Genomic DNA, 22,926 nt, shown 5'->3' on the forward strand with positions numbered 1-22,926 from the left:
GTCAAGTGACCGTCACCGGAATCATCACGGCGCTCATCGTCGGTCTGATCGTCGGTGCGCTCGGTCGGCTGGTGGTTCCCGGCCGGCAGAGCATGTCGATCCTGGTCACCATGGTCGTCGGCGTCATCGCCGCACTGCTGGGCACGGTCCTGGCCAACGCGATCGGCATCTCCACCGACACCCCGGGTGTCGACTGGGGCGAGCTGCTGGTCCAGGTGCTGCTGGCGGCCGTCGGCGTGGCCCTGGTCGCCGGCCTGAGCGGCCGCGGCCGCCGCGCGTTGTAGCACTCGTCGCGAGTGGGGGTCCCCGGCCGGGGACCCCCGTTTTTCTGTACAGTTCGGGCGTGCCGGACGTGCCATCCATCCCCGCCCTGATCGACCTCGGCGACCTGGTGCTGCGCGCCCCCGACGAGACCGACCTGGACGCGGTGCGCGCCGCCTTCGCCGACCCGCAGCTGCGCCTGTGGAACCCGCCGCCGTCGTACGCCGACGACCCGCGGGACAACGCCCTGGCCTGGATCCGCGACCGCGCCGACTGGTCGACCGGCATCCGCCTGTCCTGGGCGGTCGCCGCGCCGAACGGCCCGCTGCTCGGCTCGGTCTCGATCCGCGTCGACGCCGCACAGGGCAACGGCATCGTCGGCTACTGGACGGTCCCCGCCGCCCGCGGCCGCGGCATCGCCGGCCGGGCGGTCCGCGCCGCCTCCCGCTTCGCCTTCGACGTGGCCGGCCTGCACCGCATCGAGCTCGCCCACGCGGTCGCGAACCCACCCTCCTGCCGGGTCGCTCAGGCGGCCGGTTTCGCTTTGGAAGGTGTACTGCGGGAGGCCTACACCTACGGCGACGGCACCCGCCAGGACGAGCACCTGCACGCGAAGCTGCGCACCGACCCCGACTGAGCCCTTACCGCAGCGGCGGCAGCCGCTGCGCATGGTGCAGCGCGTCGGTCGTTGTTCCAGCACGCTGGTTTCTATTGCAGCGGTGGCAGCCGCTGCGGGCGGTGCAGGACGTCGGCGAACAGGTCGCCCCGCTCGGCGAGCCGGGCGCCGATGGTGCGGATGGTGAACCCGTCCGGCCGCAGCGCCGGGTCGTCGAGCTCGTCCCAGTCGATCGGCGCCGAGACGGGCGCGCCGGGCGCCGGCCGGGGACTGTAGGGCGCGACGAGCGTGCGGTTGACCGCGTTCTGCGTGAAGTCCAGCCGGGCGAGCCCGCCGCGCTCGGCCCGCTCCCACGCCCAGCTGACCAGGTCGGGCACGACGGCGCCGACGGACCGCGACAGCTGCTGCACCCAAGCCCGGGTCTCGGCGAACGTGGGCCCGCCCGCGACCGGCACCCAGATCTGGATGCCGCGCCGCCCGGTCACCTTGGCCCGCGCGGTGACCCCGAGGTGCTCGAACGCGGTCCGGTGCAGCCGCGCGAGCACGAGCAGGTCCTCCCATCGCGTGTCGGCACCCGGGTCGAGGTCGACGAGCGCGTACGTGGGCCGGTCCGGCTGCTCGGTCCGCGACGTCCACGGGTGCCACTCCAGCCCGGCGAAGTTCACCGCCCAGACGAGCGCCGCCGCCTCCGACACGACGAGGTACTCGGTCCCCGACTCCGGCTCCCGCCACCGCGGCAACCATTCGGGCGCGTGCCCCGGCAACGCCTTCTGCCAGAACCCTTTCGCCTGCGTCCCGCTCGGGAACCGGTGCAGGTTGAGGGCCCGCCCGGCCAGATAGGGCAGCACGGTCGGCGCTATCTGCAGGGTGTACCGCAGAATCTCCCGCTTCGTGACGCCGGCCTCCCCGTCGCGTCCGGGGAACAGCTCCTTGTTCAGGTTGGTGACGCGCACGTGCCGCCCGAACACGTGCCACGTCCCCGCCTCGCCGAGCCCCTCCAGCCGCGCGACCTCGTCCCCGTCGACGGTGGCTTTGAGCGGCACGGCCGCGCGCTGCGCGGGAAGGTCGGAGCGCCACTCGTACTCCGGATCGTCGCGCACCTCATCGCTGGATCGCCCGCTGAGGACCGACAGCGGCAGAGTGCCGGCATCCCACCCGTCGACGGCATGCTCGTCCCGCTTGTGCATGAGCAGCCACTCGTCCCCGCGGGTGCGCACGATGACGAACTTCCCGCGCAGCTTCTCCCCGTGCAGCTCCATGTGCAGCTCGCCCTGCGCGACGGCCGCCGCAGGGTCCGGGTCCTTGTAGGGCACCCATCCTCCGGTGTCCCACACGATGACGTCCCCGCCCCCGTACGTCCCCGTGGGAATGACCCCTTCGAACGCGACGTACTCGAGCGGATGGTCCTCGACGTGGAACGCGGCCCGCCGAACCTTGGGATCGAGCGAGGGCCCTTTGGGCACGGCCCAGCTCACGAGCACCCCGTCGATCTCGACCCGGAAGTCGTAGTGCACCCGCCGCGCCCGGTGCAACTGCACGACAAACCGCCGTTGAGATTCGCCCACCTCTCCAGTCTCCCGCGCTTTTCCTCGGCTCGCTGCGCTCGCGGTGGGGGAGGTTCGCTCCACCCACACCCCCTCAACCCCTCGGCGGCTCACCCAACGACGAACAGGTTCTCGGTGCTCACCCAAACCGGCCGGGGTGCGTCCAGCGCCGCCCCGGCTTCGGCGCCGGACACCAGAGCGACGTCGTGACGACCTCAGCGGTGACGGGGCGGCATGACCTGACCGACGCGCGGCGGGCGTGATTGCACTCGCTCGCGTCAGCCACCTGCGGCAGCAACCACCCGCGGCGTGCACCACCACATGGGCGTGGAGAAGATGACGGCCACGGCAGCGGGCGTGAGGGCGGCCGCGGGCGTGGCCCGTCTGCCGCGGGGCTGAGCCGTGCGGGGCCGACGTCTGTCGCCGCGAGGCCGGTCCCCGGGCGTGGCCGGCTCCGCGCGTGGCCGGCGTGCCGTCGTCGTGTCGGGCGCACGCGAGCGCGGTCCCGGGCGTGGTCGGTCCCGCGCGTGTGGTCTTTCCCGCGCGTGGCTGGTCCCGGGCGTGGCCAGCCTGTCGTCGTCGTGTCGGGCGCACCCGCGAGCGCGGTGGCGGGCGTGGCCGGTCCCGCGCGTGGCCGGCGTGCCGTCGTCGTGTCGGGCGCACGCGAGCACGGTCCCGCGCGTGGCTGGTCCCGGGCATGGCCGGCCTACCGTCGTCGTGTCGGGCGCACGCGCGGGCGCGGTGGTGGGCGCGGGCGGAGCGTGGGTGCGGTCATGCCGGAGCCGACCGGCGGGACGTGGTCTCGGCGCGGACGGGGCTCTCGCGGCTGGTCCGGATCAGCCCCTGCAACGCCACCGCCGCAGTAGGGGCCAGGTCCGTGGCCGCCAGGTCGTCGGCGACGATGCCGGCGTCGCCGAGGTCGTAGCGGCCCGCCAGGATCGTGACCTCGACGCCGGACGCGCGGCCCGTCACGTCGGGCAGGGTGCCGTGCCAGTGCGGGTGCAGCCGGCCCGTGAACTCCACCGCGGCCTCCTCCGCCAGGGCGCGGCGTGCGGCCTCCTCGACCGGGGAGTCGCCGCAGATCTTCGCGGCGGGCAGGGCCCACTGCGAAGGCTCGAACGGCGCCACGGGGGAGCGGCGCCGCAGCAGGACCGCGCCGCCGGGGTCGACCAGCAGCGCCAGGGCCAGGCGCAGGGGCGGGCCGGAGGGAACCGGGAGGCGGCCGAGGGCGGTCAGGACGCGATGGCGCAGCAGGGCGTGCTGGCCGCGCAGGCGGCTGGGCGGGCCCTCGGGGACGTGGACGCGCACGCCGCCGACGACCAGCTCGCCGGGGCGGAACTGGTCGCGGGTCAGGTCGAGCTCGGAGCCGTCGGGGAGCCGGTTCCAGTAGTGGTGGCCCGCGGGCTCGCCGCCGGCGGTGACGCGGCCGTGGATCAGGTCGCCGCCGAGGACCTCGCGCACGACCAGCGCGGTCGTGCCGCACTGGCCGCGGGCGGGGTTGCCGGGGTGCCAGTCCGCCAGGTCGGTCGGATCGCAGGTGTCGGGGCCCCAGGAGCGCAGCAACAGGGGGAGCAGCATGCGCGCATCATGCCCCAGGGGTACGACAAAAACGGATCATCCCTGCTCATGCCAGTGCCGGAACAGCGCGAGCTTCTGGCGGGCCCGGGCGTCGACCTCGGCGCCCAGGCCGTTCGTCTCGGTGAAGAACGCGATGGCGGCGGTGAGGTCGCCGCACTCCTCGACCAGGCGCTCGCGCAGGTTGGTGCCGTCGTAGTAGCGGTCGCGGCCGGAGGCGCCGACGAGCTTGGCCAGGATCTGGATCAGCTCGCCGGCCTCCTCGGCGAGCTTGGCCAGGCCGGGCCAGAGGTCGGAGCCGATCTCGTAGGGGCCGGCCGGGCCGAACTGTTGATCTTCCACCCGGGCAAGGGTAGTCACACCTCGGACGGCATGACGATCCACAGGATCGGGTACACGAGGATCTGGCTGCCCGGGATCACCAGCAGCGCGAGCACGAACAGCAGCCGCGCGAGCCACGGGTCGAGGCCGAAGCGCTGGCCCAGGCCCGCGCAGACGCCGCCGAGGACCCGGCCGTGCACCGGCCGGACCAGACCCTGCCGGCGCATCGAGCCGTGCACGGAGTCCATCGTCTTTCTCCTTCTCTCGAGTGGTCCCTTCCAGCATCGGCGCCGGACCGCCCGAGCGGCATCAGGGAACGGCCCTGGCCCACCCCTGAGACCGGCCAATAACATCACCGGCATGGATTGGTTGCCCGGCGGGCAGCGTCGCCTGCGCAAGGCCGTCGATGCGCTGCCCTCCCTGTTCGCCAGGGACGACGATGAGCGGGCCGCCGCGGCCTACCGCGACGCCGTGCGCCTCGCCCTGCCCGCCGACCCGGCCCTCGCGCGCGGGCTCGTGCGCGACTACGACGCCCGGGTGCCCGCGCCGCGGTACCCGTTCCGCGCCCCCGACGAGCCCTGGCTGCTCGAGCACGCCGCCCGCGACGACGCCGACGCGCTCGAGGTCGTCTTCGCCGTCGCCGTCCGCGCCGGGCTGCCGGGGCCGCAGCGCGCCGCCCGCGACCGGCTCCTGCCGATCGTCGGCCCGGCCGGCGACGCCGACGCGCTGGTGACCTGGCTGCGCCGCTGGCGGGCAGCCGGGCTGCTGGACCGCGACGCCCTCGCCGCCGCGCTGCACGCGCACACCGCCCGCCGGCCGCTCGACGACCACGCCCACCTGTGGCGCGCCTTCCTGCGGGAGATCCCGGAGCCGCAGCTGCCGGAGCACTTCGAGGTGTACCGCATCCTCGGCCATGGCGCCGAAGCCGTCCGCCTCGCCGACTCCCCGGACCGGCGCGCCCGCGCCATCGAGTGCTGCCTGGCCTCGTCCCGCCCCGCCGACGTGCGCGCCGGGCTGGAGCTGGCGGCGCAGGCGCGGCCGGATGCGGTACCACCGCTGCATCAACGCCTCGGCGAGCTGCTGCTCATCGCCCGCGACCACGAGGCCGCCCTCGCCGAGTTCCGCGCGGCCGGGCGCGACGACCTGGCCAGCGAGTGCCTCGAGGCGCTCGGCCGGCCCCTGGAGGCGCTGGCCGGCTGCCCCGCCGGGCGGCCCGACCGCCTCGCGCGGCTCGCCGGGCTGTGCCTGCCGGACGTCGACGCGCTCGTCGAGCAGGGCCGCCACGCCGACGCGATCCGCCTGGTGCGCACCGTCGAGGCGCACCTGGGCCGCGCCGACCCGGCCACCGACGCGGTCGCCGAGCGGCTGGCCGACGCCGGCACCCGCCGGGCCGCGGTCCTCGTCGACGGGCGCCGCCACCACCGCGCCGCCGGCGACCACGCCGCCTGGAGCCGCTTCGAGGAGGAGGCCGGCGAGCCTGGTGAGGCCGCGGTACAGGCTGAGCTTGGTGGCGACGTCTACCGCGCGCACCGGCTGTTCCGGCTCGCGGGCCGCTTCGGCGACGCCGACCGGGTGCTGCGCGACGACGGCAGCGCGGCCAGCGTCGAGGCCCGCGCCGAGGCCCGCGAGGCCGGCGGCGACCCGATCGGCGCCGCCCGCCTGTACCGCGGCGAGGGCCGCCCCGAACGCGCCGCCGAGCTGTTCGAGCGGGCCGGCGACCCCGCCTCCGCCGCGGCGTGCCTCATCGAGGCGCTCGGCGACGAGGCCCTCGCGGACCCGCGGCTGGGCGCCTGGCTGCGCCGGGCCGGCGCCGTCGACGAGTTGGCCCGGCTGTGCCTGCAGGCGCTCGAGCGCGGCGGCGAGGACGCCCGCGCGCGGGCGGCGGAGGAGCTGCGCCGGCTGCAGCACGACCCGGCGCTGGACGCCGGCCCGCGCGAGGAGGCCGCCGCCGCCCTGGACCGCCTCGGCGCCGGGCGCCGCCGCGCGTTCGAGCAGCGCGTCCAGGCGTGGGTGGCGCAGGCCCGCTTCGAGACCGACGCGCGCTTCGCTGGCATCTGGGCCCTCGACCTGGGCACCACCACCTGCGCGGCCGCGATCTACGACTCCGGGACCGGCAAGGCGGTCCTGTGCCCGTGGAAGGGCCGCCCGCAGTACCCCTCGACGCTCAGCCTCGACAAGGACGGCAACGAGCTCGTCGGGCTCACCGGCGAGGAGGTGTTCGCGGGCTGGCTCGCCGGGCACATCCAGGCGGCGAAGCGGCGCATGGGCACCGGCACCCGCTACCGGGTCCGCAGCCGCGAGTACCGCGCCGAGGAGATCGCCGCCCGGCTCATCGGGCACGGCCGCGGCCTCGTCGAGACCTACCTCGCCGAACGGGTCCGCGAGCGCGTCGCCGACCTGGCCCGCGCCGAGCTCGGCGACGTCGAGGACGACTGGCTGTCCTGGACCGAACGCCACCACGACCTGCGCATCGAACGGCCGCGGGTGCTGGTGACGATCCCGGCGTACTTCCTCAACAACGCCAAGCGCGCCACCCGCGACGCCTGCCGCATCGCCGGCCTCGACCTCGTCCGGCTCATCCATGAGCCGACCGCCGCGTGCATGACCGCGGCCCGGGAGCGCCGCCTCGCCGGGCGGATCGTCGTGGTCGACCTCGGCGCCGGCACGCTCGACGTGAGCTGCCTCGACGTCGACGAGGGCGTGTACGACGTCCAGCAGGTCGCGGGCGACACCGCCTACGGCGGCAAGGACTTCGACGCGGTCATCAGCCGGGCTCTTGCGGTACAACTGCGAAATCAGGGCATCGAGGTGCCCGAGACCGGCACGGCGCGCCGCCGCCTGGAGGTCGCCGCCGAGTACCTCAAGGTCGCCCTGTCCGCCCAGCGCGACGCCGAGTATGTCCTGCGCGACCTCGCCGGCGGCCGCGACGCCCGCCTCGAGCTCGGCGCCGCACGCCTCGCCGAGCTGCTCGCCGAGCCCCTCGCCGCGCTGCGGCGCACGTGCGAGGAGTTCCGCCGCGCGCTGCCCGGCGCACCCGACCATCTCGTCCTCGTCGGCGGGCCGATGCTCTCGCCGCTGGTGCGCGGCGTCGTGGAGGAGGCGTTCGGGCTGGCCCGCACCCCGGTGCCCGACCCGCGCACGGCGGTCGCGACCGGCGCGGCGCTGCAGGCGGCGGTGCTGTCGGGCAAGCTGTCCGAGGTACTGCTGCTGGACGTGACCCCGCTCGCGCTCGGCCTGCGCGTCGTGGACGACGCCGACAACCCGGTCTTCTCCGAGCTCATCCCCGCGAACGCGCGCATTCCCACGCAGGCCCGCGACACGTACACGACCCGCTCCGACGACCAGACCGCCGTCGACATCGAGATCTACAACGGCAGCCTGGACGCCGCCGCGAAGGTCGGCCAGTTCCGCCTCGGCGACATCCCGGCCGCGCCGCACGGCGTGCCGCAGATCGAGGTCACGTTCGCCATCGACGCCAGCTGCGTGCTCGAGGTGACCGCGCAGGATCTCGCCAGCGGCCGGTCCCGCTCGATCCGCATCACCGACAGCACCGTGCTCTCGCCCGGCGAGATCGACGACATGGCCCGCCGCCGCCGGCTGCAGCAGGACGTCCACGAGCTGCGCGAGGACCTCACCGGCCTGCTGGACGAGGCCGGCACCGCCGCCGAGGACGCCCGCGCGAGCTGGGGCGAGCTGCGCACCCGCATGGGCGTGCACCGCCCCGGCGCCGGCGCCGCCGATCCCGCCAGCGCGCGGGTGATCGAGGCCGCGTATGCCGACGCCGAGGACGTCGGCCGGCAGCTCACCGACGCCACCGCGCCTCTGGCCGACCTCGCCGCCAACACCCGCACCCACCTGGCCCGCGACCCCGGCGCCGATCCCGCCGCGGCGCTCGCCGAGGGCCGCCACCTCGCCCGCGAGCTGCGCGCCGGCCTGCAACGCCTGCGCGACCTGCTGGCCCGGGTCGCCGCCTGGAACGCGGCGTTCGTGCGCGCCGCCACCGCCGCGGCCGACAACACCGACCCCGCCGGCCCGCTGAGCGACCCCGACGACGCGCGCCGCCTCCTCGCCGGCCTCGCCGCCCGCCACGACGCCGAGGGCTACGCCGCGGCCTTGCGCGCCAACGCGTCCCTGCTCGGCATCACCGTGCCCGCCGAGGCAGAGCTTCCGGCATTGGTACACCGTGTGCTCACCGACGTCACCCGCACGCACCCAGACGGGACGCGGACCACCCGGCGCGGCTTCGCCGTGCAGGACCTCGGCGTCGTCACCAACCGCCAGTGGCTCGGCGACGCCGCCCCATCGGCCCTGACCGCGGCCGGCGCGCCCGTCGAGACGATCGAGCCCGCCGCCGGCGCCGCGGACGTGGTACTGCTGCGCGGCCCGGCCCTCGACGGCCTGCGGGTCGGCCAACCCGGCCTGGTCCGCGTCGGCGACCGCGTCTGGGCCGCCGACGCCGGCGGCACGGTCGTCAGCGGCGTCGTCGACGGCCTCGAGACCTTCGCCGAGCAGGACCTGCGGGTCCTGCGCACCGGCCTGCCGCTGGCCGCCGCGGCCTCCGGCGGCCCGCTCGTCAACGACCTCGGCGAGGTCGTCGGCGTGCTCACCATCGCCGCCGCGCACGACGGCGGCCCCGTCTATGCGGTCACCGCCGACGCCATTCCGGGTACCCGCCGCTGACCTTCCGGCCCGGTCCACTTCGCACCCTGCGACGATTACGCTCCGGGGATCGCTCGGCTACTATGGGCGTCTTCCGGCGGGCAGGCGGGGGCTAGAGGCCTGCCTATCGAGGGAGGCCCCGGTGGGCGAGACGACAACGCTGCGGCGCCCTGATCTGCGCCGCGTCTTTTCCGCGCCGCCGGGCCGCCTGGAGAAGGTCGGCCTCGAGGTCGAGGTCGGCCTGGTCTGCCGCAACAACCTGCGCAACGCCACCTACCAGCAGGCGCTCGCCCTGCTCGACGGCGTCGTGCGCGGCCACGGCGCGAGCCCCGTCCTCGACGGCGCGTTCACCATCGGCGCGGCCATGCCCGGCGGCGGGACGTTCACGCTGGAGACCGGGGGAGCCCTCGAGTACTCCTCGGCGACCTTCGCCACCGTCGCCGACGCCGTCGCCGACGTGCGCGACAACCTGCTCGCCGCGGCCGGCATCGGCGCCGCGCACGGCATCGCCCTCACCACCGGCGGCATCGTGCCCTTCGCCGCCGCCGACGGCATCGCCTGGAACCCCAAGCCCCGGGTGCGCGTCATGCGCGAGTACTTCCGCGACCTCGGCCCCGACGGCGGCCACGCCGACGAGGTGATGGGCCTGATCCTGTCGGCGCAGACGTCGCTGGACTACGTCTCGCCCGCCGACCTCATGGAGAAGCTGCGCCTGCTCGTGCGGGCCGCCCCCGTCGTCGCCGCCCTGTTCGTCAACTCGCCCGTCGCCGCCGGCGCGGACACGGGCGCCCTGTCGCGGCGGATGCAGTACTGGCGCCGCTTCGACCCGCGCCGCTGCGGCGTGCTCGGCGTCGCCCTCGACCCCGGCGCCGGCGTCGACGACCTCGTCGACTGGGCCGCCCGCCTGCCGATGATCTACCGCTGCGTCAACGGCTCGCACGTGGCCGCGCCGCGCATCCCGTTCCGCCGGGCCATCGAGGACGGCTTCGGCGACGGCACCTACCCGACCGAGGCCGACTGGGAGCTGCACCTGAGCCAGGTCTGGCCGCACGTCCGCGTACGGCACACCCTCGAGACCCGCCTGTCCGACGCGCCGCCGTGGCCGTGGTTCGGCGCCGGTGCCGCGTTATGGTCCGGCCTCGCCTACGACCCGGCCGCGCGCGCCGCCGCCGGCGCGCTGCTGGGCGACCTCACCGCCGCCGACCTCGACCGCGCCGCCGACGACGTCGCGGTGAAGGGCCTCAGCGCGTCCGTCGGCCCGCACCCGGCGCAGGAGCTCGCCCGGGAGCTGCTGCGCCTGGCCCGGCAGGGCCTGTCCGCCCGCGTCGCCGCCGGCCTCGAACGCCCCGAGGCGATAGCGCTGCTCGAGCCGCTCGAGGACGTCTGCGACACCATGCACACGTTCGCCGACCGCACCCTGCGCGCCTGGAGCCTGGGCCCGTCGGAGTTCCTGCGCTGCTTCAGCGTCCCGGCGTGACGGCGCTCGTGGTCAGTCCCGCAGCACGCGCAGCGTGATCGCGGCCAGCCCCAGCAGATGCCCGACCGGCACCGGCGGCATCGCGAACGGGTCGGGCGGCCCGCCGTCGTCGGCGGGCGGCCGGGGACGTCCGAACATGCACCCATGATGGCAGGATGAGGCTCGTGGACGCCGACCCGATCCGCTCAGCCATCGAGCAGGCGCCATACATCCTGATCGCCTGCGAGGGCCCGGACCTCGTCGTGACCGGCCTCAACGCCGCGTCCAGCGCCCTGTTCCCCGGCCGCGAGGTCCTCGGCCGCCCGCTCGGCGAGGCCCTGGCCGAGCTCGCCGGCCAGCAGTGGATCGACATGTACCGCCAGGTGTACGAGACCGCGGAGCCGCTGGCCGGCCAGCAGTGGCGCGCCCACCTCACCCTGCCCGACGGCTCGGTCCGCGAGCTCTACGCCGACTTCAGCATCACGCCGTGGCGTCACCCGGACGGGCGCATCCGCGGCGTCATCGGCGGCGGCACCGACGTCACCGAGATCGTCCAGGCCCGCCTGTCCGCCGAGCGCCACGCCGCCGACCTGCAGCAGCAGTACCGCCAGGCGCGAGACGTCGTCGACGCACTGCAGCAGGCACTGCTCCCGCGCGGCCTGCCGCTGCTGCCGGGCGTCCGCCTGGCCGCCAGCTACCTGCTCGCCGGCGCCGGCGCGGCCGCGGGCGGCGACTGGTTCGACGCGGTACCGCGCCCCGACGGCACCCTCGCCCTCGTCGTCGGCGACGTCGTGGGCCACGGCGTGGCCGCCGCCGGCGTCATGGGCCAGCTGCGCTCCGTCCTGCAGGACCGCCTCGACGGCGGCGACCCGCCCGCGCAGGCCCTCGCGGCCGCGGACCGCCTGGCCCGCCGGGTCCCCGGCGCCCGCGCCGCCACCGCCTGCGTCGCCGTCGTCGACCTGGCTTCGGGCGCCGTCGAGTACTGCACCGCCGGCCACCCGCCCCCGCTCGTCCTGTCCGCTGCGGGCGCGGGCCGCTTCCTGCCCGCCACCGGCGCCGCCCCGCTCGGCACCGGTGGCGCGTTCCCGTCCGCCACCGCCCGCCTGGACCCCGGCGACGTGCTGCTGCTGTACAGCGACGGCATCATCGAGCGGCCCGGCCGCACCGCCCCCGCCGCCGCGGAAGAACTCGCCCGGGTGGCCGCCGACGCCGTGGCTGGCCGGGCCCTGCACGCCCCCGACGTCTGCCCGCCGGAGCGCGCCTGCACCCAGACGGTGGAGCTGCTGGTCCGGGCCACGGGTTACAGCGACGACATCACCCTGCTGGCCGCCCAGCTCGTAGCGCCCCCCGAGGAGCTGCACGCCGAGGTGCCCGCCGACCTGGCCCTCCTCGGCGGCCTGCGCCGGACCTTCGGCGCCTGGCTGTCCACGATCGGCGCCGCCGACGAGGACGCGTTCGCCCTGCAGCACGCCGTGGGCGAGCTCGTCACCAACGCGATCGAGCACTCCGCCGGGCACGACACGGTGCGCCTGAGCGCCCGCCTGACTCCGACCGGCGCCGTCGAGGTCACCGTCACCGGTCGCGGCGCCTGGCGAGAGCCGCAGCGCGTCTCGGCGCGCGGCCGGGGCCTGGCCCTGACCAGCCAGCTCGTGGACGAGCTCAGCATGGATCGATCCGCCGCCGGTACCGTGGCGACGCTCCGCCACCGCCTCACCCGCCCCGCAGCGTTGCTCGACAGCGCCGCCCCAGCGCCGACCCCGCCCGTGCACCCGCCCCAGCCCGTCGAACCGGAGATCGCCGACGATCCGGCCCGCCCCGACACGGTCGTCGTCTCCGGCCCGGTGGACGCGGCCAGCGCGGAGCGGTTGCAGCACGAGCTCATGTACCGCTCGCGCGGCGGCACCGTGCCCCTGACCGTGGACCTGTCGGCCGTCACCCACCTGGCCAGCGCCGGCGTCGCGGTCCTGCACGCCGTGGCGGCGCGCCACCGCATCCAGGGCACCGAGCTGACCCTGCTGGCCCCGCCGTCCTGCCCGGCCCGCCATGTGCTGACACTGGTCGCCCTGCCGTACTCGTGATCCTGGGGGAGTCGCGTGCTGTTGCCCGCCGCAATGCGCCACAACGTCACCGCCGCCTGGGGCGAGCCCGGCGCCAGATGGCTGGACTCCCTGCCGTCCACATCGGCCGCGATCGCCCGCGACTGGGACCTGACCCTCGGCGCCCCCTTCGACCTGTCGTACCACTACGTAGCGTCCGCGACGTTGCCCGACGGCACCCCGGCGGTGCTCAAGCTCGGCGTCCCGTCGGCCGACTCCCTGTCGGAGGAGGCACCCGCCCTGGAGGCGTTCGCGGGCCGCGGCTGCGTCCGCCTCCTGCGCGCCGACCTCGCCCGCGGCGCCCTCCTGCTGGAGCGCGCCCTGCCCGGCCACCGCGCCCGCGACTTCCCCGACGAGGAGGCCATCGCGGCCGCGGCGGGCATCATGCGCCTCCTGCACGTCCCGTCCCCGCCGTTGCTGCCCGACGTGCTGGTGCAGGCCACTGCTTTCGATGAGTACCTGGCGCGCTTCCCCGACGGCACCGGCCCCCTCCCGCACGCACACGTCACGACGGCGTCCGGCCTGATGCGCGAGCTGTGCGCCTCGGCCCCGTCGCGCGTCCTGCTCCACGGCGACCTGCACCACGACAACGTCCTGCGGGCCACGCGCGCCCCATGGCTGGCGATCGACCCGCACGGCCTGACCGGCGACCCGTCGTACGAGGCCGGCTCCTGGCTCTTCAACCCCACCCCGGACAACCGCGACCCGTCCCTGACGGCGTTGGTACTCCCTCGCCTGGAACGGTTCGCCGCTCTCTTGGGCTACCCCATGGACCGCCTGACGGCGTGGGGTTTCGTGAAGTCGGTCCTCTCCGACGTGTGGACCGCGGAGTCGTGGACACCCGGCTCTTCCTGGTCCCCGACGAGCCGCGCCCACGACGTCGCGTCGTTGCTCCTGCCGCGCTTGTCGTAGCGCGGGTTTTTTCCGATAAGTCGGGCGCTCCGCGCCACGACTTATCGGATTTATACCCTGTCGGGGGATATCTCAGCTCGTTCAGTGCATCTCCGGGGCTGGTCCTTACGGTTCCCAGGTCGTCGTCGGCGGCTTGAGGATCGTCTTGCCGCGCAACTGCCCGGCCTCGGCGGCGCGATGGACCGCCGCCATCTCGGCGATGGATCGCTCGGCGGCGATGTCGAGCCGGACCACGCCTTCCTCGACCAGCCGCACGAGCGCCGCCAGGTCGCCGGCGTCGTCGCGGACCACGAAGTGCACGGCCCTGATCCCGGCCCCGTCCGGCACGACGACCTGGTTCGTCACCGAGACGATGACACCGCAGGCCTTCACCAGCGGTACGAGGTCGCCCGGCTCCTCGAGCGGCACCAGGTTGAAAACCACGTCGAACGTCCCGCCGGCGGCAGGATCAGCGCGGTGCGCCCCGAGGCCACGTCCGTCTGCGCCCGGTGCCCCCTGGAGGTAGTCGTGCACGACGTGCGCCCCATGCGTTGCGAGGTCACGTCCGTCTGCGCCCTGTCGCCCAGGTGCCCCCTGGAGGTAGCCGTGCACGACGTGCGCCCCGAGCGCCCGGACCGTATCCGCGCTGCGCTCGCTGGCGGTGGCGGTGACGTGCGCCCCGGCGTAGCGGGCCAACTGCACCACGTAGCCGCCGATCCCGCCCCCGGCTCCGTTGACGAACACGGTGGCGCCGTCGGCGATCCGCGCATGCTCGAACACGGCCTGCCACGCCGTGACTCCCGCAATGGGCAGCGCCGCCGCATGCGCTAGCGGCACGTTGCCCGGCGCCCGCACGAGCCCGCTCGCCTCCGCAACGACGAACTCGGCGGCCGCACCGCCGGACACCCGCCCCACGACCCGGTCCCCGTCCGCGAACCCGCCTCCCGCCCCGACGACGGTCCCCGCCAGGTCCCACCCGAGCGTGTACGGCAACCCGACCTCGACCACTCCCCGCAACCACCCGTTGCGCAGCCCGATCTCGGACGGATTGAACGAGGTCCCCGCCACGCGCACGAGCACCTGCCCGTCACCCGCAACCGGCACCTCGACATCGTCGAGCCGCAACACCGAGGCATCCCCGTACTCGTGCATTCGCATCGCTTTCACGACATCCGAAACTACGCAGCGCGACCGTTTCGCCCCATGCTCGGCCGTCCCGCGTTCATGCGCATCCGTCTCGCACTCGGCAGCCACGTCGTAGCCCGCCCGTTCTTGCCCGGCTCGCGTCGCGCGATCCGTTCGTTCCCGCCTTTGCGCCCTCGCCTAATGCGTCCCCGCCCTTTCGCGTCCCCGGCCCTTCCGTCCCCGCGCTTTTGCGTCCCCGCCCTTTTGCGTCCCGGTCCTTGTGTCTCCGCCGTGTGCGTCTTGCGCCCCGCACCTGATCCATCTCCCTGCGCCCACCGCCGTGTGCGTCCCGTGCCTGCTTCATCTCCCTGCGTAGCGCACCCGGTCGAGGCCGACGTGTCTCGCGGCGTGCATGCGTTCCGTACGCGGGCGATGGCAAGCTCGGCATCAGGGATCTCACGAAAGGCAGGACCGCGACGTGGACGTACTCAGCGATGCGGTCGCGGCAATGCGCACCGGCCGCCCGGTCTCGGCCCGCCTGGCCTGGCACGCCCCTTGGGGCCAGCGTTTCGCCACGGTCCCCGGCGCCGTCGGCATCCAGGTAGTCCTGCGCGGCGAGTGCTGGCTGATCCCCGACACGGGCGCCCCGACCCGCCTCTCGCCGGGCGACGTCCTGCTCATGGCCCACGGCAACGGCTACGCGCTGGCCGACGCCCCGGAAACCCCACTACAGCCCTGCTCCGCGGCAACACCCTCCGTGCCCGACTCGCCTCCACCAACGCTCGGCACCCCCGACGGCGTTGTGCTATGCGGTGCGTACGAGCTGCAACCAGACCGCGTCCATCCGCTCATCGACGATCTGCCACAACTCGTTCACCTGCACGCACACCCGCAGCTACGTTCCGTGATCGACCTGCTGAACGGGGAGTTGGAGCGCGACGGCGGCGGCGCCGAGGTCGGCGTGTCGGCGCTGCTCGACCTGCTGTTCCTGCACGCCCTGCGAGCCTGCCTCGAGGACCGGGCCGAGCCCACCACGGCCGGTTGGGCAACCGCGCTGCGCGACCCCGCGATCGGCACGGCTCTGAAGGCGATCCACCGCGAGCCGCACCGCCCGTGGACGGTCGCCGATTTGGCCGCCGCCGGCGGCCTGTCCCGCGCCCCATTCGCACGCCGTTTCACCGCCCTCACCGGACGCGCCCCACTGTCGTACCTGACGTGGTGGCGCATGACCCTGGCCGCCCGCCTGCTCCGCGACTCCGACGCCCCACTTCGCGTCGTTGCGCAGCGGGTCGGCTACGCCTCGGAGTTCGCATTCGCCGCAGCCTTCAAGCGCCGCTTCGGCATCGCACCGGGCCGCTTCCGCCGCGCCGCGTGATCGCTGCGTAACCGTCGCCGGTATTCGGTTGCTCCAATGCGCCACGGTCGGTGCTCGGCGGTTCCCGTGTGCCGCGGCCGGTGTTCGGCCGCTCCTTTGTGCCACGGTCGCTGTTCGCGGTTTCCCGCGTGCTGCGGCGGTCGGCGTTCGGCCGTTCCCGCGCGGCGCCGCCGGTGTTCGGCCGATCCGTGGGCCCGGTCGGCGTTCGGCCGTTCCCGCGCGGCGCTGCCAGTGTTCGGCTGATCCGGTGGTCCGGTCGGCGTTCGGCCGTTCCCGCGCGGCGCGGCCGGCGTTCGGCTGATCCGGTGGCCCGGTCGGCCTTCGGCCGCTCCCACGCGGCGCGGCCGGCGCTCGGCCGTTCCTGCGCGCCATCGCCCGACGGCGGCGTCCGTTCGCATCGCCCGAGGTGGCCTCCCGTCGCATCGCCCGGACGACAACTGACCGGTGATCTCCGTCGCCATGCTTGACGGCGATACCCCCTGGGGGTTTATCGTGAGGTAGCTTGGTACCCCCAGGGGGTAGGACGAAGGGAAAGCGATGCTGACGACATACACCGTGACCGGCATGACGTGTGCACACTGCGTGAACGCGGTCAGCGAGGAGCTCGGCCGCCTGGAGGGCGTGAGCGACGTCCGGGTCGACCTCCCGACCGGCGAGGTGGCGGTAACCAGCGACCGCGAGCTCAACCTCGACGAGGTGCGTGCCGCAGTCGACGAAGCCGGCTACGCCGTAGCGGCCTGACGCCCCTAGCGGCGCGAGCCAGGGCCCGTTTCGCCACCGTTCGGACTGGTTCCTGACGTCGGCGCGGAGCTCGTTTCACCACTGGTCGTATGAGTATCGGGCCTGTTCGGAATGTTGGCCGAACAGGAGTTGAGCTGATGAGGGAGGCGACGGATCGTGTCTGGAAGTGATTGGAGCGTGCGGACGCCGCTCAAGCTGGGCGCGTTCGTCGCCGGCCTCGCCACCGTGTTCGCCGCGTCGCTCGGAGTCGGCCACCTGGTCGGCCCCGTCGCGCCGCCGCAGAAGGCCGCACACGCGGACATGACACGCGCAGATATGAACGGCGCGGCCGGTGGTGACGCCGGCCACGACGGTGGAAACGCAGGCGCCGGGGGTCACGACGGTGCGAACGGAAGCGCCGGCGGCCACGACGGTGCGAACGGAGGCGCCGGGGGCCACGACGGGTCCGGCACGCACGGTGAGACCGGTCAGCCGCCCGCGGGCCTGCAGGTGACCGAGGCCGGATACCGGCTCGTGCCCGTGACCACCACGCTGCGTGACGGCGCGGAGTTCCGGTTCAGGATCGACGGCCCGGATGGGCATCCTGTCACGCAGTACGCGACCGCTCACGGCAAGGAGTTGCACCTCATCGCCGTGCGGCGCGATCTCAGCGGGTTCCAGCACGTGCACCCGCTGCGCGGCGCGGACGGCGTCTGGAGCGTGCCGCTGCGCGTGCCCGCCGCCGGCCAGTACCGCATCTTCGCCGACTTCCGCCCCGCGGCCCGTAGCGAAGGCCTCACGCTCGGCATCGACGTCGACGCGCCCGGCGACTACCGGCCGGTTGCGCTGCCGGAGGCGCAGCGCAGCGTGACGATCGACGGCGGGTACACGGTCACGATCGAAGGGGACCTGCACGCCGGCGCCGCCTCGGTGCTCGGGCTGCGGGTCGCGCGTCAGGGGGTACCGGTGACGGATCTCGAACCGTACTTGGGTGCCTATGGGCATCTCGTCGCGCTGCGGCAGGGTGACCTGGCGTATCTCCACGTTCACCCGGAGTCCGACGCGCAGGCCGGGCCGCTCGTGCGGTTCACCGCCGAGGTGCCCTCGGCCGGGACGTACCGGCTCTATCTGGACTTCCAGCACGGCGGAACGGTGCACACCGCCGAATTCACCGCCGCGGCAACGTGAGGACCCGAACGATGACCCAGCCGGCAACCCAACGCGTCGAACTGTCCATCGGCGGCATGACCTGCGCCTCGTGCGCGATGCGCATCGAGAAGAAGCTCAACCGCATGGACGGCGTCACCGCGTCCGTCAACTACGCCACCGAGACCGCCGACGTCGTCTACGCGGAGTCGCTCACGCCGCGTGACCTCATCGCCACGGTCGAGCGGACCGGGTACACGGCGCTGCTCGTGCCCCCACCGTTCGCCCCCGCCCCGGCGCGCTCCGGCTCCGCCGGCGCAAGTCTCGTGGCGGCAAGTCCCGCCACTGGAACTTCCGCCGCGCGTAGCTTGACCGGCGCTGGGCAGGTCGGGCCGACCGCCGGGATCTCGGCCGAGTCTTCCACCGACTACGCAGCGTCTTCCGCTGCCATCCTGTCCTCCGCCGTCGCCGGTACCGCCGCCGACTCCGCTGGGGTCGGACCCGCCGCTGCAGCCGGGTCTGCTGCTGGACCATTCGCTGACTTCGAGGCGTCGAGTGCGGTCGGTTCGGGTGGGGCATTCGCGCCGGACAGGTCGGTACCGCCGCGGAATGCACGCCGTGACGAACTCGCCGCGCTCCGTCTCCGGCTGCTGATCACGGCCGTCCTGAGCATCCCGGTCATCCTGCTGGCGATGGTGCCGGTATGGCAGTTCGAGTACTGGCAGTGGGCCTCGCTCACGCTCGCCGCGCCCGTGGTCGTCTACGGCGGGTGGCCGTTCCACCGCGCCGCGTGGATCAACCTGCGGCACGCCGCGGCGACCATGGACACGCTGGTCTCCGTGGGGACGCTCGCCGCGTTCGGGTGGTCACTGTGGGCGCTCTTCCTCGGCACCGCCGGCGAACCCGGCATGACGCATCCGTTCGAGTTCACCATCGAGCGCACCGACGGAAGCGGCGACATCTACCTCGAGGCCGCCGCCGGCGTGACCATGTTCCTGCTCGCCGGGCGGTACTTCGAGGCCCGCGCGAAACGCCGCGCAGGCTCGGCGCTACGCATGGTGCTCGAGCTCGGCGCCAAGGACGTCGCCGTGCTGCGCGACGGCGTCGAATGGCGCGTGCCCGTCGCGCAACTGAGCGTGGGGGACCGGTTCGTCGTGCGGCCGGGCGAGAAGATCGCCACGGACGGCGTCGTCGAGGAGGGCAGCTCCGCCATCGATGCGAGCCTGCTCACCGGCGAGTCCGTGCCGGTCGAGGTCGGGCCGGGCGCCGAGGTCACCGGCGCGACCGTCAACGCCGGCGGGCGGCTCATCGTGCGAGCGACCCGCATCGGCGCCGACACGCAGCTGGCCCGCATGGCCGAGCTCGTCCGGCGCGCGCAGAGCGGCAAGGCCGCCGTCCAGCGGCTCGCCGACCGGATCTCGGGCGTGTTCGTACCGATCGTGATCGCCCTCGCGGTCGCCACGCTCGGCTACCGGCTCGGCACGGGGGGTGGCGCAACGACGGCGTTCACCGCGGCGGTCGCGGTCCTCATCATCGCGTGCCCGTGCGCTCTCGGGCTCGCCACGCCGACCGCGCTGCTCGTCGGCACCGGGCGCGGCGCCCAGCTCGGCGTCCTCATCAAGGGACCCGAGATCCTCGAGCAGACGCGCCGGGTCGACACGATCGTGCTCGACAAGACCGGCACGGTCACCACCGGAAAGCTGAGCCTCGTCGACGTGACGGGCCGTGACGGGCAGGACACGGACGAGCTGCTGCGCCTGGCCGGCGCCGTCGAGCACGCCTCGGAACACCCCGTCGCGCAGGCCGTCGCCCGCGCGGCCGAGGAGCGGGTCGGCCCGCTGCCGGCGGTCACCGACTTCGCCAACGTGCCAGGGCTCGGTGTACGCGGAGTAGTGGACGGGCGCACCGTCGTCGTCGGCCGTGCGCAGTTGCTGCACGACAATGGCATCGACACGGACGGTGACGAGGACGGGATCCTGGTCGGGTGGGACGGCGCCGTGCGCGGCGCGCTCACGGTCGCCGACACCGTGAAGCCGACGAGCGCCCGGGCGGTGCGCCGGCTGCGCGACCTCGGCCTCACCCCGATCCTGCTCACCGGCGACGGATTGGCCGTGGCCCGCGAGGTCGCCGACGAGGTCGGCATCGACGAGGTCATCGCCGGCGTGCTGCCCGAGGGCAAGGTCGAGGCCGTCCGGCGCCTGCAGGAGCAGGGGCGCGTGGTCGCGATGGTCGGCGACGGTGTCAACGACGCCGCGGCATTGGCACAGGCCGATCTCGGACTGGCCATGGGAACCGGCACCGACGCCGCCATCGAGGCCGCGGATCTGACGTTGGTACGCCCCGATCTGCTCGCCGCCGTCGACGCCATCCGGCTGGCGCGCAGCACCCTCGGTACCATTCGCGGAAATCTGTTCTGGGCTTTTGCCTACAACGTCGTCGGACTGCCGGTGGCGGCGGCCGGACTGCTCAACCCGATGCTCGCGGGCGCGGCGATGGCATTGTCGTCCGTCTTCGTTGTGGCCAACAGCCTGCGGTTGCGCGCTTTCCGCCCGGTGGCATCCTGACTCCATGCGGGTTCTGCTCGTCGCCGCTCCGCTGATCGGCCACGCATTCCCATTCGTGCCGCTCGGCCGGGCGCTGCAGGCCGCCGGTCACGACGTGCTCGTCGCGACCGGCGGCGAGGCCCTTTCCGTCGCTGATGCCGGCCTTGCGGTACACGACATCGCCGGCTCCCTGTCGATCGCCTCCATCGCGATGCCGATCATGCTGCGCCATCCGGTGATCGCCCGCGCCGAATTGGCCGGCCGGGCCGGCACTCGAGGCGTCGGGCTGCTCTTCGGCGCGCTCAATTCCCGCCTTGCCGGACCCGCCGTGGAGCTCGCCGAATCCTGGCATCCGGATTTGGTACTGCATGAGCCCCTCGCCATCGCCGGCTCCCTGGCCGCGGCGGCCGTCGGCGCGCCCGCCGTGCTGCACGAGAACACGTTGTTCGACGCCCGGACGCTGGTGCGGGAAACGCTTTCGCGAATGGGTGCCACCGTCCCCGAGTTCGCCGGCGTCATCAGTTCGGCGCCGCCGAGCGTGCTGCCGGGCCGGGAATCGTCGCGCCCGATGCGCGCGGTGCCCTACGGCGGGATCGGTTCGCCGCCGATTCTTCCCGAGAGCGGGCGGCCGTTGATCGCCGTCAGCCGCAGTACCATCGCGGGGCCCGGACGCGAACGGCTCATGGAACGGGTCGCGGCCGCCGCACCCGGCGTCGACGCCGATTTCCTGCTCATCCGCCCGGCGCGCCAATTCGACGTTCCCCCGAACGTGTACACCTCCGGCTGGGTTTCGATTCCGCAACTGCTCGGGCGGTGCGCCGCAATCGTCCACCACGGCGGCGCCGGCACCACGCTCGCCGCGCTGCACGCCGGCGTGCCGCAGCTCGTCGTCAACGGCGCCGGGGACCGCCGGCACAACGCCGGACTGATCGCGGCCCGCGGCGCCGGGCTCGCCGCCGACGAACCGGAAATCGACGCCAACACATTGACGCGGCTCATCACCGACCCGTCGCTGGCCGCCGCGGCGGGCGAGGTGCGCGACGAAATGGCGGCAATGCCCGCACCGGAGGCGCTCGTGCCGTGGCTGGAGTCGCTGCCCCACGGCTGACCCGATTTTTGTCGTACCCCCCGGCTATGTTCCCCCCATGACCCGCGCTCTCGACGCCACCGCACCCGTCCGGCACCTCGCCGAGGCGGCCGCCCTTGCCGTCCGCCTGCTCACCGGCCGGTCGCCGCATCCGGTCCACTCGGCCGTGCTGTTGCACGGCGGCGAGGACGGCCTCACGCTGTCGGCCACCGATGGCGCGCTCACCGTTCGCCTGCACGTCCCGGCCACGGTCCACGAGCCGGGCGAAGCCCTGGTGTCGCGGCGCGGCCTGGCCGACACGCTCGCGGGCCTCGACCCGCCCGAGGCCAGGCTCGTCGCCGAGGGCAGCCGCGTGGCGGTGCGGGTCCCGGGCGGCCGGTTCGCCCTGCCCGTGCTCGCCGACACCTGGCCGCCGACCGCCGAGCTACCGGCCGAGACCGGCCGCGCACCTGGCGCCGCCCTGCGCACCGCGGCGGCCGCGGTCGCCGGCGCCGCCTCCCGCGAGCACGCGCTGCCCATCTTCACCGGCGTCCGTGTGCGCGCCGCCGCCGGCTCCGTGTCGCTGCTGGCCACCGACCGCTACCGGCTCGCCGCAGCCACGGTGCCGATCGAGTCCACGGCCCCGTTCGACGCCCTGGTCCCGGCGGGCCTGCTGGCAAGGGTCGCCCCGGTCCTGGGCCGCGCCGAGACCGTCGCCCTGCATTGCGGCGGCGACCTCTTCGCCCTGTCCTGGCCTGGCGGCAGCGTGACCACTCCGACGCTGGGCGACGCCTTCCCCGACGCACAGTTCGACCGCCTCCTCGACGTCGCCCCGGAGTGCGTCGCCGAGGTCGAGTCGGACACCCTGGCCCACGCCGTCGACCGCGCCGCGGCCTACGCCGGCCAGCAGGGCCGCATCACCCTGCAGTCGATCGAGGGCGCCCTGCTCGTGCGCGCCTCCGACCCCCTGCGCGGCGAGTCCGAGGAGACGGTGAAGGCGACGGTTCGCTCCGGCCAGGCCACCAGGTCCTATCAGGCCCGCCTGCTCGGCGACGCCCTGCGCGCGTTCGCCGGCGAGCCGGTCCAGCTGCGCATCCAGCCCGCCCTGCGCGCAACGGAGGTGACCACGGCGACCGCCGACCTGCGCTACCTGATCGTGCCGATGCGCCAACCCGACCCGTCCTGACCCGGCCGCCTTGACCGGGCCTGACCCGGTCGCTCTGACCCGGCCGCCCTGGCCGAGCCTGACCCGGCCACCCAGCGCCCGCGGGCGCCCTCCGCGGTCGGCGCATCGCCGGGTTACCCGGGCATCGTCACCGCCGCAGCTGCGCGCTCGCCGATCGCCGCCGCAGGCGCCGCGTCGTAACGCCGTCGGGCCGGGCGCCGCGACACCGCGGTCGCGGTCATGCCCGCTGGCGTGGTGTGAGACGTGGCAACCGCTGCGGTCGTGCGCCACGCCGCGCCACCGCGGGCCGCGCCAACGCGGGCCGCGCCAACGCCACCGCGCCACGCCACCGCGGCGCGTGCCGCGT

At 74.5% G+C, this 22,926-nt stretch carries 17 protein-coding genes and 2 pseudogenes; 13 read left to right on the top strand and 6 right to left on the bottom strand.

The window, feature by feature from the left end; genetic code table 11:
* The first annotated feature begins 5 nt into the window (after positions 1–5).
* Positions 6–284 carry a GlsB/YeaQ/YmgE family stress response membrane protein gene (locus ABD901_RS17460; RefSeq protein WP_345127949.1) on the top strand — a complete coding sequence of 93 codons (279 nt, stop codon included), beginning with the start codon at positions 6–8 and terminating at the stop codon, positions 282–284.
* 59 nt (positions 285–343) lie between these two features.
* A complete protein-coding gene (locus tag ABD901_RS17465) occupies positions 344–898 on the top strand; it encodes a GNAT family N-acetyltransferase (RefSeq protein ID WP_345127951.1) in 555 nt (184 codons plus the stop codon).
* A 71-nt stretch (positions 899–969) separates the two neighbouring features.
* On the opposite strand, the gene ABD901_RS17470 is transcribed toward ABD901_RS17465, so the two are convergent.
* From ABD901_RS17470 to ABD901_RS17485, 4 genes are all read right to left on the bottom strand, one after another.
* Positions 970–3,120, bottom strand: a complete 2,151-nt coding sequence (locus ABD901_RS17470; protein WP_345127953.1) for a DNA polymerase domain-containing protein — start codon at positions 3,118–3,120, stop codon at positions 970–972.
* A gap of 72 nt (positions 3,121–3,192) precedes the next feature.
* Entirely contained in the window at positions 3,193–3,999 is an 807-nt protein-coding gene (locus ABD901_RS17475; RefSeq protein ID WP_345127956.1) for a YunG family protein, read from the bottom strand.
* Positions 4,000–4,035: 36 nt separating this feature from the next.
* Positions 4,036–4,338: a nucleoside triphosphate pyrophosphohydrolase family protein gene (locus tag ABD901_RS17480; protein ID WP_345127957.1), complete on the bottom strand. Its 303-nt coding sequence runs from the start codon at positions 4,336–4,338 to the stop codon at positions 4,036–4,038.
* 14 nt (positions 4,339–4,352) lie between these two features.
* Positions 4,353–4,565, bottom strand: coding sequence for a PspC domain-containing protein (locus ABD901_RS17485; protein ID WP_345127959.1), 213 nt, complete (start codon positions 4,563–4,565; stop codon positions 4,353–4,355).
* A 112-nt stretch (positions 4,566–4,677) separates the two neighbouring features.
* On the opposite strand from ABD901_RS17485, the gene ABD901_RS17490 reads away from it, so the two are divergent.
* On the top strand, positions 4,678–8,997 hold the full coding sequence (locus ABD901_RS17490; RefSeq protein WP_345127961.1) for an Hsp70 family protein: 4,320 nt from the start codon (positions 4,678–4,680) through the stop codon (positions 8,995–8,997).
* 121 nt (positions 8,998–9,118) lie between these two features.
* Positions 9,119–10,453, top strand: coding sequence for a glutamate-cysteine ligase family protein (locus tag ABD901_RS17495; RefSeq protein ID WP_345127962.1), 1,335 nt, complete (start codon positions 9,119–9,121; stop codon positions 10,451–10,453).
* Positions 10,454–10,465: 12 nt separating this feature from the next.
* Here the strand turns inward: ABD901_RS17495 and ABD901_RS17500 are convergent, their stop codons facing one another.
* Positions 10,466–10,591 carry a hypothetical protein gene (locus tag ABD901_RS17500; protein ID WP_345127963.1) on the bottom strand — a complete coding sequence of 42 codons (126 nt, stop codon included), beginning with the start codon at positions 10,589–10,591 and terminating at the stop codon, positions 10,466–10,468.
* A gap of 17 nt (positions 10,592–10,608) precedes the next feature.
* On the opposite strand from ABD901_RS17500, the gene ABD901_RS17505 reads away from it, so the two are divergent.
* Together ABD901_RS17505 and ABD901_RS17510 are read left to right on the top strand one after the other, a co-directional pair.
* Positions 10,609–12,510 carry a SpoIIE family protein phosphatase gene (locus ABD901_RS17505; RefSeq protein ID WP_345127965.1) on the top strand — a complete coding sequence of 634 codons (1,902 nt, stop codon included), beginning with the start codon at positions 10,609–10,611 and terminating at the stop codon, positions 12,508–12,510.
* Positions 12,511–12,525: 15 nt separating this feature from the next.
* Positions 12,526–13,440, top strand: a complete 915-nt coding sequence (locus ABD901_RS17510) for an aminoglycoside phosphotransferase family protein (protein WP_345127966.1) — start codon at positions 12,526–12,528, stop codon at positions 13,438–13,440.
* Positions 13,441–13,545: 105 nt separating this feature from the next.
* Here the strand turns inward: ABD901_RS17510 and ABD901_RS17515 are convergent, their stop codons facing one another.
* Positions 13,546–14,577, bottom strand: a complete 1,032-nt coding sequence (locus ABD901_RS17515) for an NADP-dependent oxidoreductase (RefSeq protein WP_345127967.1) — start codon at positions 14,575–14,577, stop codon at positions 13,546–13,548.
* Positions 14,578–15,022: 445 nt separating this feature from the next.
* Here ABD901_RS17515 and ABD901_RS17520 point away from each other — a divergent pair, with 445 nt between their 5' ends.
* The 7 genes and pseudogenes from ABD901_RS17520 (at position 15,023) to ABD901_RS17545 (ending at position 22,580) form a co-directional block, all read left to right on the top strand.
* Positions 15,023–15,919 (top strand): AraC family transcriptional regulator, encoded by an 897-nt coding sequence (locus ABD901_RS17520; RefSeq protein WP_345127968.1) that lies wholly within the window; start codon positions 15,023–15,025, stop codon positions 15,917–15,919.
* A gap of 537 nt (positions 15,920–16,456) precedes the next feature.
* On the top strand, positions 16,457–16,660 hold the full coding sequence (locus ABD901_RS17525; RefSeq protein WP_345127969.1) for a heavy-metal-associated domain-containing protein: 204 nt from the start codon (positions 16,457–16,459) through the stop codon (positions 16,658–16,660).
* Between the two features lie 156 nt (positions 16,661–16,816).
* Positions 16,817–17,827: a hypothetical protein gene (locus ABD901_RS17530; protein ID WP_345127970.1), complete on the top strand. Its 1,011-nt coding sequence runs from the start codon at positions 16,817–16,819 to the stop codon at positions 17,825–17,827.
* Between the two features lie 11 nt (positions 17,828–17,838).
* Positions 17,839–18,081: pseudogene (locus tag ABD901_RS59035) on the top strand (cation transporter); the annotation flags it as partial.
* 324 nt (positions 18,082–18,405) lie between these two features.
* Positions 18,406–20,349 (top strand): annotated as a pseudogene (locus tag ABD901_RS17535) (copper-translocating P-type ATPase); the annotation flags it as partial.
* A gap of 4 nt (positions 20,350–20,353) precedes the next feature.
* Positions 20,354–21,436, top strand: coding sequence for a nucleotide disphospho-sugar-binding domain-containing protein (locus ABD901_RS17540; RefSeq protein ID WP_345127972.1), 1,083 nt, complete (start codon positions 20,354–20,356; stop codon positions 21,434–21,436).
* Positions 21,437–21,473: 37 nt separating this feature from the next.
* Complete coding sequence (locus ABD901_RS17545) at positions 21,474–22,580, top strand: DNA polymerase III subunit beta (protein WP_345127973.1); 1,107 nt, start codon at positions 21,474–21,476, stop codon at positions 22,578–22,580.
* Positions 22,581–22,926: the final 346 nt, after the last annotated feature.

It is taken from the genome of Dactylosporangium darangshiense, assembly GCF_039537565.1.
Taxonomy (GTDB): domain Bacteria; phylum Actinomycetota; class Actinomycetes; order Mycobacteriales; family Micromonosporaceae; genus Dactylosporangium; species Dactylosporangium darangshiense.